Annotated in this window: 12 protein-coding genes, 1 rRNA gene, 1 riboswitch and 1 other annotated feature; of the genes, 3 read left to right on the top strand and 10 right to left on the bottom strand. The window is 47.4% G+C overall.

What is annotated here, in order from left to right; all coding sequences use genetic code 11:
- The 4 genes from CKW00_RS04820 to leuS all read right to left on the bottom strand — a co-directional run.
- Positions 1 to 103, bottom strand: a 16S ribosomal RNA gene (locus CKW00_RS04820); the annotation flags it as partial.
- 416 nt (positions 104 to 519) lie between these two features.
- Positions 520 to 855, bottom strand: a complete 336-nt coding sequence (locus CKW00_RS04815) for a rhodanese-like domain-containing protein (protein ID WP_180962577.1) — start codon at positions 853 to 855, stop codon at positions 520 to 522.
- A 13-nt stretch (positions 856 to 868) separates the two neighbouring features.
- The gene (locus tag CKW00_RS04810) at positions 869 to 1,183 is read right to left on the bottom strand and encodes a rhodanese-like domain-containing protein (protein WP_095821626.1); all 315 of its coding nucleotides are present in this window, start codon (positions 1,181 to 1,183) and stop codon (positions 869 to 871) included.
- A 106-nt stretch (positions 1,184 to 1,289) separates the two neighbouring features.
- A complete protein-coding gene (leuS, locus tag CKW00_RS04805; RefSeq protein ID WP_095821625.1) occupies positions 1,290 to 3,704 on the bottom strand; it encodes a leucine--tRNA ligase in 2,415 nt (804 codons plus the stop codon).
- A 122-nt stretch (positions 3,705 to 3,826) separates the two neighbouring features.
- Positions 3,827 to 4,026: a binding site (T-box leader), on the bottom strand.
- 301 nt (positions 4,027 to 4,327) lie between these two features.
- On the opposite strand from leuS, the gene CKW00_RS04800 reads away from it, so the two are divergent.
- Positions 4,328 to 4,900: a class I SAM-dependent methyltransferase gene (locus CKW00_RS04800; RefSeq protein ID WP_095821624.1), complete on the top strand. Its 573-nt coding sequence runs from the start codon at positions 4,328 to 4,330 to the stop codon at positions 4,898 to 4,900.
- Between the two features lie 10 nt (positions 4,901 to 4,910).
- Here CKW00_RS04800 and CKW00_RS04795 read toward each other — a convergent pair whose 3' ends face one another.
- The gene (locus CKW00_RS04795; protein WP_095821623.1) at positions 4,911 to 5,975 is read right to left on the bottom strand and encodes a tetraprenyl-beta-curcumene synthase family protein; all 1,065 of its coding nucleotides are present in this window, start codon (positions 5,973 to 5,975) and stop codon (positions 4,911 to 4,913) included.
- Between the two features lie 15 nt (positions 5,976 to 5,990).
- A complete protein-coding gene (locus CKW00_RS04790; protein ID WP_095821622.1) occupies positions 5,991 to 6,764 on the bottom strand; it encodes an alpha/beta hydrolase in 774 nt (257 codons plus the stop codon).
- A 62-nt stretch (positions 6,765 to 6,826) separates the two neighbouring features.
- Between CKW00_RS04790 and CKW00_RS04785 the strand changes: the two genes are divergently transcribed.
- Entirely contained in the window at positions 6,827 to 7,342 is a 516-nt protein-coding gene (locus tag CKW00_RS04785; RefSeq protein WP_095821621.1) for a gamma carbonic anhydrase, read from the top strand.
- Between the two features lie 102 nt (positions 7,343 to 7,444).
- On the opposite strand, the gene metK is transcribed toward CKW00_RS04785, so the two are convergent.
- Together metK and CKW00_RS04775 are read right to left on the bottom strand one after the other, a co-directional pair.
- Positions 7,445 to 8,647 (bottom strand): methionine adenosyltransferase, encoded by a 1,203-nt coding sequence (gene metK / locus CKW00_RS04780; protein WP_095821620.1) that lies wholly within the window; start codon positions 8,645 to 8,647, stop codon positions 7,445 to 7,447.
- Positions 8,648 to 8,907: 260 nt separating this feature from the next.
- Positions 8,908 to 9,010, bottom strand: a riboswitch (SAM riboswitch).
- A 46-nt stretch (positions 9,011 to 9,056) separates the two neighbouring features.
- The gene (locus CKW00_RS04775; RefSeq protein ID WP_076571077.1) at positions 9,057 to 9,434 is read right to left on the bottom strand and encodes a thiol-disulfide oxidoreductase DCC family protein; all 378 of its coding nucleotides are present in this window, start codon (positions 9,432 to 9,434) and stop codon (positions 9,057 to 9,059) included.
- Positions 9,435 to 9,584: 150 nt separating this feature from the next.
- On the opposite strand from CKW00_RS04775, the gene pckA reads away from it, so the two are divergent.
- Entirely contained in the window at positions 9,585 to 11,174 is a 1,590-nt protein-coding gene (pckA, locus tag CKW00_RS04770; protein WP_233129715.1) for a phosphoenolpyruvate carboxykinase (ATP), read from the top strand.
- A gap of 137 nt (positions 11,175 to 11,311) precedes the next feature.
- On the opposite strand, the gene ytkD is transcribed toward pckA, so the two are convergent.
- Together ytkD and CKW00_RS04760 are read right to left on the bottom strand one after the other, a co-directional pair.
- Positions 11,312 to 11,776: an RNA deprotection pyrophosphohydrolase gene (ytkD, locus tag CKW00_RS04765; RefSeq protein ID WP_008587385.1), complete on the bottom strand. Its 465-nt coding sequence runs from the start codon at positions 11,774 to 11,776 to the stop codon at positions 11,312 to 11,314.
- Positions 11,777 to 11,915: 139 nt separating this feature from the next.
- Positions 11,916 to 12,692, bottom strand: a complete 777-nt coding sequence (locus CKW00_RS04760) for an IucA/IucC family C-terminal-domain containing protein (RefSeq protein ID WP_008587383.1) — start codon at positions 12,690 to 12,692, stop codon at positions 11,916 to 11,918.
- Positions 12,693 to 12,695: the final 3 nt, after the last annotated feature.

The following is a 12,695-nucleotide window of genomic DNA, read 5'->3' as shown; positions in this document are numbered from 1 at the left end:
AGCGTCCGCCCCGAAGGGCTTCAGCTCGCTTCCCGCGCTCGACTTGCATGTATTAGGCACGCCGCCAGCGTTCGTCCTGAGCCAGGATCAAACTCTCCATAAAAGAGATTGATTAGCTCAATCATAAATTCGTTCAAAAAATTGACGCATGGCATAAAACATTGTTCAGTTTTCAAAGATCTACTTATTAATGTGAAGCAAAACTATTGTACCACTTTCAGTTACAGAAAGTCAACAATTAATTCGCTCTGTTTTTCTGCCTTTCAAAGCAGCAAAAACAATATTACACGCTACAGCTTCGAAGGTCAATGACTTTTTAAAATTTAGTTTAAGTTTTTTTACCGGTAGTGATTTTGCGCTGCTCCGGTAATAGGTGAATATACCGGCAACGTGCCGCTCACAGGGTATCACTGATTCAAAGGAAGCATGTAAATGATCACGGGCTTCTCTTTTCCTCACGATACAAAAAGCACAAAAACCGAATGTCAGGCTCCGGTTTTTGTGCTTTTATCACTTCTCTCAGGAAGCTTTCACGTAATATACAGACTGATCTCTTTTCTTTTTCAACAGTCTGGCGGCTTTTACCGCTCCCCGTTCGTCATCGGTGACGAGAAGAATTTCTTTCGGGCAGTCGAATCTTTCCTTCAGTTCTCTCGGCAGATAACTGAGAGGGATGTTCTCTGCTCCCGGATAAGGAGAGCGGTGTGCAGAAATATAGTCTCTTATATCGATCACACAATAATCATTGTCGCTGATTTCATTATCATTTAAGGTCTGCAGCCCGTTCCATCCTTTTGTCCGCGTAGTAATAAACAAAAGCAGAGCGATAGCCGCTGTCCCTCCCCAATAAATCATCTTTCCACCTTCTTTATTTTTTACTGACGTCTCCGGGCCATCCCAGCATACCACCTTCAAGATTGGTAACGTTTGCGAATCCGTTCTCTTTAAGAAATTCGGACGCTTTCATACTTCTTCTTCCGGAACGGCAGACGACTACGTGATTGTCTTCTTTATCCAGTTCGGTGTATCTATCCTGCAGATCCCCTAAACGGACGTGTTTAGCTCCCGGAATCATACCTTCTTCGACTTCTTCATCTTCCCGTACATCTATAACTGTAATATTTTCTCCGTTTTTCAATTTCTGTTCCAGTGTTTCACCGTTCATTTCAGGAATAGTACTCATGTTGACCATCCTCCTTTTTTTAGGTTTTGCAATTGTAATTCTATTAAATCTTCATTAGAAGTCAAGAAAAAAAGCCTGACTCCCGGGCAAGGGGTCAGGCGCATAATTAATTAGCTACAATATTAACCAGTTTTCCGGGTACGGCAATAACTTTCCTTACTGTTTTCCCTTCAAGCCACGGCTTGACTTCTTCATTTTCCAGAGCGGATTTTTCAAGATCTTCTTTAGAAGCTTCTTTGTTCACCATCATTTTGGCGCGGACTTTCCCCATCACCTGGACGACAATTTCAACTTCTTCCTCTATAAGTTTTTCAGGGTCGAACGTCGGCCATGGTTCGTACGCGATCGTCCCCTCGTGACCAAGATTCGACCACATTTCTTCACTGACGTGAGGCGCAACGGTGGAAAGCAGTTTAACGAATCCTTCCATAAAGGCTTTAGGAATCTCCTCTGCTTTATAAGCGTCATTAATGAATACCATCATTTGGGAAATACCCGTATTAAAACGCAGGTCCTCGAAGTTCTCCGTCACTTTCATCACCGTTTCATGATACGTTTTCTCAAGAGCTTCTTTATCTGCATCTTCTTTTATGGCAGGGTTCAGCTTCCCTTCAGGAGAAACGATTCTCCACACACGATCAAGGAAACGCCGCGCTCCTTCAAGTCCGTTTTCGGACCACGCGATAGACGCCTCCAGCGGCCCCATAAACATCTCATACAGACGAAGAGTATCCGCTCCGTGAGTATGAATAATATCGTCCGGGTTAACTACGTTCCCTTTCGATTTACTCATTTTTTCATTGCCTTCACCAAGAATCATACCCTGGTTGAACAGCTGCTGGAAAGGTTCCTTCGTCGGCACTACTCCTGCATCGTAAAGCACTTTATGCCAGAAACGCGCGTAAAGCAGGTGCAGAACGGCATGTTCGGCGCCGCCGATGTAGATATCTACAGGGAGCCATTTCTTCAGCTTCTCGTAATCCGCGAACGTTTCGTCATTATCGGAATCGATAAACCGCAGGTAGTACCAGCAGCTGCCGGCCCACTGAGGCATCGTATTCGTTTCCCGCTTCCCTTTCATCCCCGTTTCAGGGTCCGTGACGTTCACCCAGTCACTGATATTCGCAAGCGGCGATTCCCCTGTACCGGACGGTTTGATCTCCGTCGTCTTCGGCAGTTCAATCGGAAGGTCTTCTTCTCGTACTGCGGTTACCGACCCGTCTTCCCAGTGGATAACAGGTATCGGTTCCCCCCAGTAACGCTGACGGCTGAACAGCCAGTCACGGAGACGGTAAGTCGTCTGCTTCTGGCCTTTTCCGTTTTCTTCAAGCCACTGGATCGCTTTATCTATTGCTTCCTCTTTGTAAAGACCATTCAGAAAATCGGAATTGATGTGGGGGCCTTCACCCGTATAAGCTTCCTCTTCCACATCTCCTCCTTCGACGACCGGAATGATTTCAAGATCGAATTTACGCGCGAATTCGTAGTCCCGTTCATCATGAGCCGGAACTGCCATGATAGCACCGCTCCCGTAGCTCATAAGGACATAATCGGCGACCCAGATCGGAAGTTTCTTTCCATTGACCGGGTTGACAGCATAAGCGCCCGTAAAAACGCCTGACTTTCCTTTGGCGAGATCCGTTCTTTCAAGATCACTCTTATTCAATGCTTCGTTGACGTATTTCTGCACCGCTTCTTTCTGTTCTTCGGAAGTTATATTTTCAATGTAAGGATGTTCCGGTGCAAATACAGCGTATGTAGCACCGAAAAGAGTATCCGGACGGGTGGTGAACGCTTTGAAAGATTCATTGAAACCTTCGATATCGAATTCCACTTCCGCTCCTTCGGATTTTCCGATCCAGTTACGCTGCATGTCCTTAATGCTCTCCGGCCAGTCCAGTTCTTCAAGGTCCTCCAGCAGTCTGTCCGCATAAGCAGTGATTTTAAGCATCCATTGTTTCATCGGCCGGCGTTCCACCGGATGGTCGCCCCGCTCACTCTTTCCATCAATCACTTCTTCATTGGCAAGAACCGTGCCGAGAGCCGGGCACCAGTTTACAGGAACTTCATCTATGTAAGCGAGTCCCCTTTCGTACAATTTAAGAAAAATCCACTGCGTCCATTTATAATAGTCGGGATCCGTCGTGTTTATTTCCCTGTCCCAGTCGTAGGAGAAACCGAGTTCCTGGATCTGTCGACGGAATGTTTCAATGTTGTGCGCAGTGAATTCTTCCGGATCATTCCCGGTATCGAGAGCGTGCTGTTCAGCCGGTAATCCGAAAGCATCCCACCCCATCGGGTGAAGTACTTCATATCCCTGCATCCGCTTCATTCTCGAGAGGATATCCGTAGCTGTATACCCCTCCGGGTGCCCGACGTGAAGACCTGATCCGGACGGATAAGGGAACATATCCAGAGCATAGAATTTCTCTTTGTCCGTATCCGTTTCGGATTTGAACACTTTATTCTCGAGCCAGTAGGACTGCCATTTCTTCTCTATATTCTTATGATTAAAAGCCATTTACCTTCCTCCTGTTCAACCATGTACTGTGTCATTCCTTTATGGAATCATCAAACCTGAAACCTCAGTTCGACTTTCTTTTACTTATTCAAAACCAGAAAAAAAGCCTCCCCTCCCAATAATTATGGGACGAGAGGCTGTATCCCGCGGTACCACCCACATTAGCGAATTTTTCGCTCACTCGGTTCCGATAACGGTGGATAAGCCGGGATACGTGCTTTTAAAGTACAGGGGCGAGTTCACAACGAATCAAAAACAGCTTTCACCGGCCACTGTCTCTCTGTATTTTTTCGATTGCTACTATTCCCCTCATCACGCAGCCTCAATTATAACCGTATCTTAATGAATACAGCCCTCTTTGTCAACTGTTTCCTGTGTTTCAGAAACACCTGCAGCGGGAACGGTGAAATGTGAGGTGATAAAATGAAAAATTTGATCAGAAAAGCGGTATCCTACGCAAAACGCAATCCGGAAAAAACGAAAAGATACGCACGCAAAGCTTATAATACAGTGTCCAAGCGTGGATCATCTAAAGGTAAAACATCGTCGAAATAAAAAGGCGATGTTTTTCTTATTAATATGATACAATGATTGCTCCATTTTCATTTTAAAGGAGGAGCATTATGAATCTCGACAGAGTCCTTCCCTTTTCGCACGAACTGATGAAGAAAGCAGTAACCGAGGGCGCCATAGCCATAGACGCTACTTGCGGAAACGGCCACGACACTCTTTTTCTGGCCGGTCTCACAAAAGAATCCGGCCATGTGTACGGCTTTGATATCCAGAAAGACGCAATAGAGGCTACAGCTGCCAGACTGAAAGAGAATAACGCGGCTCATCAGGTGACTCTGAACGAAGCGTCTCACGCAGAAGCGCTGCAATACATACCGGAAGAGCGTCATCCGAATATCAGAGGGGCCATCTTCAACCTGGGTTTTCTGCCCGGAAGTGATAAAACCGTCGTTACTACCCCTGAGCACACTATTGAAGCTATTGATAACATCCTGTCGGTTATGGAAAAAGGCGGCCTCGTAGTCCTCGTCGTCTATCACGGTCATGAAGGCGGAAAAACGGAGAAAGAAAGAGTGATGGAATACGCCGGAAATCTTGATCAGCGTTCGGTTCACGTACTCAAGTACGAATTTCTCAACCAGAAAAACAATGCACCTTTCATTGTCGCATTAGAAAAAGCCTGACCTCTTGTGGTCAGGCTTTCAGTTTATGGTAAGCTTTCACATTCAAATAGAAGAACCAGCTTCGTGTCCCGCTCTTATTCAGAAGATACGGCACCATCGAAGAAGAGCCGGGAAGTTCCTTGACTTTCTCGTCGGCCAGATACATACTCACGACACCTTCGCGGAGCATCTGATGAAAGTCGGCATCCGGAAGCTCCGCTATTTTACGGTCTGTCTCCTCCATGAATTCTCCTATACGTTTTTTCAGCGCTTCGTTGGAAGGGTAATATGTACAGAAGTTCATCTCACCATCCGCTTCGTCTTCTGCCTGGTCAATGTAGTAATCAAGCAGTATGTGCATCCCCTGCATGTAAGGGAAGTAACAGTTTCTGACACGCCGGACCAGCTCCCTGTTCACCCGTTTCCCTGCAGCGTAAGCGACGAGCGTATATACTCCCATGGTAGAAGCGGTACTGGCTGAAAAATCATACCACTGCATATCCGGCACCCTGGACATATTCCTCTGATGCCACTGCTGCATGCGCTCTACTCTCTCTTCTTCCTTCACGTGTTTATGCACCTGGAACTCTCCGTATAACGCACTGAGATCCGCCACGTCCAGCTGAACGAGGTGATAGAACGGAAAACGGCTCAGCACACCCTGGCAGGTGGAAACGAGTTTACTCAGGTAGCCTCCGTCTTCCTTCTCTTCTCTGAACGCATAATAATCACAGTGTTCATACTCGGGATGAACCGCATCTTCCAGCGCAAAGTGGAGACTTTCGAAGTCTTTCGGATCCAGGGATTCGCTCTGGTCACATAAATTATCCAGATAATCACAGATGGTTTGGTATGCCACTACGAAAGTGACGGTTTCTTTCCACTGTGCTCCGGATAGCAGGGAGAAAAGCCCGCCGCCCTCACAGTGAAATGCTTTTTTCTCTATACTGTCTGTTGCCTGAAATCTCAGTTCGGGATCCGGAATATCCGCCGCCCTCTCTTTCCAGGCCTCCAATTGACGGTAAACCTCCGGAAATATAAATCTGTACCCCTGATACATCAGGGCTATCGGTTGTTTCGGTGCCTGCTTTGCCAAAACTGGATCCTCCTCTTAACGGTGTATTTCTATAAAACTTAAAGCGTAACGGTAAACTTCTTCCCACTCCGGCTCATTGAACAGTTCATGATAAAGGCCCGGCCACTCTTTGTAAGCCTTCTCCGTCATATTCTGTGCATCGAACCAGCGCTTCGTATCTTCCGTGTTCACCATCCTGTCTTCTCCTGCCTGCATGAGGAGGAGGGGCACATCGCTGAACGGTTTATTATGTGCAGCTTTGATCGATCGTTGAAATTCTTTGTACCATCTTACAGATACTTTCTGCAAAATTTTGTCGTCCTTCCTGTCCTGCTCCCACACATTTTCATTTCTCGTAACTGCTTCGGGGCGGTAGGGATATGATACGAGCAGAGATGGTGAAATCCTGTCCATCACCTTAGCCATCGCCTCAAGCGGTTTGCTTGCTCCATTCTTTATTCCGAGTGCCGGGGAGGATAAGACCACTCCCTGGACCGGCAGCGATTTTTCCTGCAGCGCCCGGATGACAGCAAGGCCTCCCATGCTGTGGCCAAGAAGAAAAACAGGGACCTCCACTTCCTTCGCATACTCCACCCATCCTTCAATAGTATCCAGATACTGCCTGAAACTGCGGATGTGGCCCCGATTGTCTATGTCGTCCCCCTGACCTGGAAGGTCTCCGACGACCACCGAGTAACCATCCGTCTGGAATTTCTCAGCCAGTGTCCTGTAGCGTCCCCCGTGCTCAAAAGCACCGTGTACGACAACGATTACGGCTTTTGGCGTAACAGATATGTATTCTTTCAGCATCACTTGTACCTCCGTTTTCCTCTGATATACTTACTATAATATATAGTATAAGGAGGATGAAGATGATTTGCGAATATAAAGGTTACTATCCCGAAATTGCCGACACGGCTTACGTGGCTGAAGATACTGTCATCACCGGGGATGTGTCGATCGGGGAATATGCGAGCATCTGGTTCAAAACCGTTATCAGGGGGGACGTCGCTCCTGTAAGAATAGGAAATAATACAAACGTACAGGATCTCAGTCTCCTCCACCAGAGTCCGGGCATGCCACTTACGCTGGAGGACGGAGTCACCATCGGTCATCAGGTTACGCTTCATTCCGCTACAATCAAAAAGAATGCCCTGGTCGGAATGGGATCGATTGTACTCGACGGTGCCGTCATCGGTGAAGAAGCTTTTCTCGGTGCAGGAAGTCTCGTTCCTCCGGGTAAAACGATACCTCCCCGCACTCTTGCCGTGGGACGCCCGGCTAAAGTAGTGAGAGATCTGACCGGGGAAGACTTCAAAGAACTGGATCGTATACGAAAGAGCTACGTGGAAAAAGGACAGTATTACAAAAATATCGGAGAGAAATGAGTCTTTGTTCCGGCTTCAGACGTGCGTTTCTCTTCCATTCTAATTTAACGGAATAAACAAAAAATCCGAACGCTTTCGTTCGGATTTTTGCATGAGGCCTATCTATTCCTCTTTTATTTTAGCTTTCAATAAATCCACTTTATCGACGTTTTCCCACGGGAAATGGTCCGCCGGGCGGCCGAAATGGCCGTAGGCAGCCGTCTGTCGATAAATAGGACGTTTCAAATCGAGCATACGGATAATCCCTGCCGGACGTAGATCGAAAAGTTCCCGCACAGCTTTCACGAGCCTGGCTTCCGTGACTTCCCCGGTACCGTCCGTATCGATGGAAATCGAGACCGGTTCAGCTACCCCGATGGCGTATGCGAGCTGGACTTCACACGTCTTCGCAAGACCGGCGGCAACAATATTTTTTGCAACGTAGCGGGCGGCGTAAGCAGCGGAGCGGTCCACTTTAGTGGAGTCCTTCCCGCTGAAAGCCCCTCCTCCGTGTCTGGCATAGCCGCCGTATGTGTCAACGATGATTTTGCGCCCTGTCAACCCGGCGTCACCCTGAGGCCCGCCGATGACAAAACGACCTGTAGGGTTAAGGATATACTTCGTCTGGTCGTCCATGAACTTCTCCGGGACGACCGGCACAATTACGTGCTTCATCAAATCTTCCTTAATCTGCCCGAGCGTAATCTCTTCGGCATGCTGCGTGGAGATGACCACTGTATCGACCCGGAGCGGGTTGTTGTTCTCGTCATATTCCACAGTCACCTGCGTCTTACCGTCCGGACGCAGATAGGAAAGGGTCTCGTCTTTCCGCACGTCCGCCAGACGTTTGGACAACTGGTGAGCAAGCGAGATCGGTAAAGGCATCAGTTCGTCCGTTTCATCTGTTGCATATCCGAACATAAGACCCTGGTCCCCGGCACCGATTGCGTCGATTTCCTCTTCGCTCATCTGTCCTTCTCTCGATTCCAGAGATTCATCCACTCCGCCCGCGATATCCGGAGACTGTTCATCAATGGCTGTCAGGACGGCACAGGTATCGGCATCGAATCCGAACTTCGCCCTCGTATACCCGATATCTTTGATCGTCTGCCTTACGACCTGCGAAATATCCACATATGTCGTCGTACTGATTTCCCCGGAAACAAGTACAAGTCCTGTGGTAACCATCGTCTCACAGGCCACCCGGGCATTCGGGTCTTCTTTAAGTATTTCATCAAGAATTGCATCGGAAATTTGGTCACATATCTTATCGGGATGCCCTTCCGTAACCGATTCAGATGTGAACAACCGGCGATTTGCTGCCATGTTACATGATTCCTCCTTAAACTCTGATTACGGCACTCTTACCAGCATCATACTTTAATATACTGCCTTCTGTTTCCGAATTCCGGCCCTGTTTTCACGGGTTGAAAACCGGAACCAGTTCCATTCCTTCATTAACTATGCATGGAAAAAAGGAAGGTCCTTCAGGAAACGTTTATACTATTAAGAGAAATTTTGATTTCCTTCATTAAAAAAGAAAAACCTTTCCTTCATCGTATGAGGAAAGGGATGATTTCCTTCCGCTCTTATCGTCCAAGAGAATACTCTTGCGTCAGGTTAGCACCATATCAAAAGAAGGTTGCCGGGTTTCCTCGGGCCTGTCCCTCCACCGACTCTGGATAAGAGAGTTACCGTTCGCATTTTATCATACCAAATCAGCTATGATTGTCAATTAGATGGAGCAGCTTCCGTCTTTACAATCGTGGATTCCCACTCTGTATCTGTTATTAGCGATAAATCGGTAAACCGGAACTCCGACCGCCCTCGCAGTCCGAAACTCCATCAGCTTTCCGGCGAAGCGAAGCAGCGGCGACTCCTTACATATATAGGTGATCGCGTCATACCCTACATGTTCGTTGCGCGAAGGATCATATAAATGTAATTGTTCACGAATTTGTCCTTCTTTTTCAGCGGGAAGAGAAGTATACTCGGTAAGCTTCTGCAGCGACAGCCAGAGCAGTCGATTTTCCCGGTCCAGGAGGCTCACCCACTTTTTCGTTTTAAGGCACAAAGGACATGCGGCATCGTACAGAACGATCGATTTCTTCAACCTTTTCACCTTCCTTTTCTCCAGATTATACAGCAGCTGCAGATGATTTTAAAAAAATGAATTGCAGTATGGACTATTAACGACAATGTGTTATACTATTTACAAATAATCGCTTACATGCGGAATTTCAGGGAAAGGCGGGTTTTTAAAATGATTCATGCCAGAAGCGACCGTTCAAGCATCGAGGAGCTGCTTGAGGAAGAAGGAACACAAGTACAGCTTTCTGTTCCGGACCTTACGAAAAACATACTCAACAGGAATGAAGGAACACTGACCGATACCGGAGCTGTAAAGGCAGAAACCGGAGCATATACAGGACGGTCCCCGAACGATAAATTCATTGTAAAAGACGATGAAACTGCCGAAAAGGTCGACTGGGGCAAAGTGAACCAGCCGATGCAGGAAGAAACATTCCTTCACCTTTACCACAAAGTGATCGGATATCTGAAAGACCTCCCTGAACGTTTCGTATTCCAGGGTTACGCAGGCGCCGATGAAGACTACCGTCTGCCAATCCGTGTGATTACAGAATACGCCTGGCACAATATGTTCGCAAGGCAGATGTTCATAAGACCCGGGAGTGAAGAGGAACCTCTTCACGAAAATGCGTTCACAGTGCTCTCTGCACCGGGGCTGAAAGCCGACCCGGAGACAGACGGAACCAATTCCGAAGTGTTCGTAACGGTATCATTCAAACATAGAATAGTACTGATCGGCGGCACGCAGTATGCCGGAGAGATCAAGAAGTCGATCTTCTCCGTGATGAACTATCTCCTGCCGAAACAGGACGTATTGCCGATGCACTGCTCCGCTAACGTGAACGCGGAGGGAGAAACCGCTCTCTTCTTCGGACTCTCCGGTACAGGAAAAACGACTCTTTCCGCCGACCCTTCCCGTTACCTTATCGGTGACGATGAACACGGCTGGTCCGATAGAGGTGTGTTCAATATGGAAGGCGGCTGTTATGCCAAAACTAAAGACCTTTCTATTGAAACGGAACCTGATATTTACAGAGCCATCAGATTCGGCGCGGTACTCGAAAACGTAGCTGTAAACCCGGGTACGGGGAAACCGGATTTCACCGACACTTCCCTGACGGAAAACACGCGTGTCGCTTATCCGCTTGATCATATCGACAATGCTCTTGAGGAAAGTAAATCCGGACATCCCGATAAAATAATCTTTTTGACAGCTGATGCTACCGGAGTTCTTCCGCCTATCAGCAAACTTACGAAAGAACAGGCGATGTATCACTTCCTGAGCGGGTATACGAGTAAACTCGCAGGGACAGAGCGGGGCGTCACCACGCCCGAAGCTACGTTTTCCGCCTGCTTCGGCGCACCGTTCCTCCCGTTACCGCCTTCCGTCTACGCGAAGATGCTGGGTGAGAAAATCGACGAGTTCAACACAGACGTCTACCTCGTCAACACCGGCTGGACCGGCGGAGCTTACGGGACAGGTAAGAGAATGAAACTGTCCTATACGAGACGTATGGTGGATGCTGCATTAAACGGAGAATTCAAAAACACGGAAATGTACCAGGACCCTGTCTTCGGCCTGAACATTCCTCTTCACTGTGACGGCGTTCCGGAGGAAGTCATGATTCCGCGTAATGCCTGGGAAGACAAAAGTGATTACGATACGCAGGCTGAGAGCCTGGCTGCCAAGTTCCATGAGAACTTCAAGAAATTCGCTTATGCTGACGAAACGATTGCAGCAGCCGGACCGGTCAAACGTTAATACTGTCATACAGACAACAAGCATGCAGAGAAACGCTCCCTTTCTCTGCATGCTTGTTTTTATCGATTTTCTAACAAAAAAGCTGCCGAGAATTTCTCGACAGCCCGGGGAGTCCCCTGGTAGTTACACATCTTACGCTAAGCCGTTCCAATTCTTTCCAGGCAGCACGGGAGCACTTTATCTTTCATCATAAAACTGTACTCTTTCTGTCTCGGCAAAGCTTCCGGAAGCTGCTCGAGCAGTACCGGACCGTTCGTTTCGAAATAATGGGCTTCTTCCCGCAACTGTAAAACCTCTGCAAAATAAACGTTTTTGATGATCGTGCCACCTTTACCTTTGACGAAGTATTGACCGACGTAACGCAGCTGATCGACGATGCCTCCCGTTTCTTCTTTCACTTCCCTGACAGCAGCTTCCGAGGCGGTCTCCCCCTCTTCCACTTTCCCGCCGGGGAACTCCAGACCACGTTCCTTGTGTTCGGTCAGCAGCCATTTTCCACGGTATTGGCAAATCACCCATACGTGCTTCGGTTCGCTTGAAAAAGGGTGGTCCTTAAAAGATAATTTCACAGGATTATTATAATAATCATAGAACTCTTGCATATGGTATCAACTGCCTTTTCCAAAACACTCTTTTTACTCTAATTAAATCGTACCATATGAAGGGAAAATTACAAATGTTTCATTTCTTCTTTTTTCCACCGGCCGTACCGGAAATCATTGCAGCATCTTCCGGAAGAAACTATTTCTTCATGTTCTCCATCTGTTTCAGATGGGGACATACTTTACAGAACGTACTGTCTTCGTGAAGCCGGTAGGAGAGGCAGCAGCATTTCCTTTCCCTAGCCCCTGAAGGCAAGACGGGCTGAGACTCGAAGTAAGTGAAAGGGTTTTTCTGTTCACCGAACGGTTCTCCGTCCAGTTCATCGATGATATATCGAAAGTCTTTCCTTTTCTCTTCCAGTTCCTCTCCTTCATACCATTCAGGAAGTTTGCGTTCATAAAACCAGTACAGATAAATGGCTGTATTTTCCCATAATACCTTCTTTGAAATACGCGTAGTCTTATGAATGTGGAAAAGAACGGGCTGAAGGAAATCTCTGAATAAGTGCCGCATATTTTCAACTATCCACTCTTCCCTGTCTTCTCCCGGGACGGATACCGTTTTATCCCTGAGATGGAATTTAGGGAACCATTTCGGGTTCTCATCGATACGGATGTACTCCACATTCCCGGGGGAAACGTCAGGGAATTTATCAAACACCGTCATCATTACAATCGGCACCGTAACAGCGTAATATCCGAACCTTTTCCCGAGCAGGGAACCGGTAGTAAGAAACGACTGTGAATCAAGATACAGATGCAGGTCATTCAAAACATGTTCGATTCCTTCGCGGGATAACAAATCGGTTGCACGAACCGTTTCCAAAACCGGTTCCTGCAAATGTTGATCCGTAAAAAAGCGAAAATGCTCATTCAAAAACTGTTCTTCTTCTCTCGTAATCATTTCTTCACTCATATT

This window comes from Salimicrobium humidisoli (genome assembly GCF_002295105.1).
Taxonomy (GTDB): domain Bacteria; phylum Bacillota; class Bacilli; order Bacillales; family Halobacillaceae; genus Salimicrobium; species Salimicrobium humidisoli.
This window is presented reverse-complemented; position numbering and strand designations above follow the sequence as displayed.

Excerpts from the sequence above, each read along its gene's own strand:
- CKW00_RS04815 (WP_180962577.1), bottom strand. The coding sequence starts at position 855 with ATGATTTATTGGGGAGGGACAGCGGCTATCGCTCTGCTTTTGTTTATT.
- CKW00_RS04810 (WP_095821626.1), bottom strand. The coding sequence starts at position 1,183 with ATGAGTACTATTCCTGAAATGAACGGTGAAACACTGGAACAGAAATTG.
- leuS (WP_095821625.1), bottom strand. The coding sequence starts at position 3,704 with ATGGCTTTTAATCATAAGAATATAGAGAAGAAATGGCAGTCCTACTGG.
- CKW00_RS04800 (WP_095821624.1), top strand. The coding sequence starts at position 4,328 with ATGAATCTCGACAGAGTCCTTCCCTTTTCGCACGAACTGATGAAGAAA.
- CKW00_RS04790 (WP_095821622.1), bottom strand. The coding sequence starts at position 6,764 with ATGCTGAAAGAATACATATCTGTTACGCCAAAAGCCGTAATCGTTGTC.
- CKW00_RS04785 (WP_095821621.1), top strand. The coding sequence starts at position 6,827 with ATGATTTGCGAATATAAAGGTTACTATCCCGAAATTGCCGACACGGCT.
- metK (WP_095821620.1), bottom strand. The coding sequence starts at position 8,647 with ATGGCAGCAAATCGCCGGTTGTTCACATCTGAATCGGTTACGGAAGGG.
- pckA (WP_233129715.1), top strand. The coding sequence starts at position 9,585 with ATGATTCATGCCAGAAGCGACCGTTCAAGCATCGAGGAGCTGCTTGAG.
- ytkD (WP_008587385.1), bottom strand. The coding sequence starts at position 11,776 with ATGCAAGAGTTCTATGATTATTATAATAATCCTGTGAAATTATCTTTT.
- CKW00_RS04760 (WP_008587383.1), bottom strand. The coding sequence starts at position 12,692 with ATGAGTGAAGAAATGATTACGAGAGAAGAAGAACAGTTTTTGAATGAG.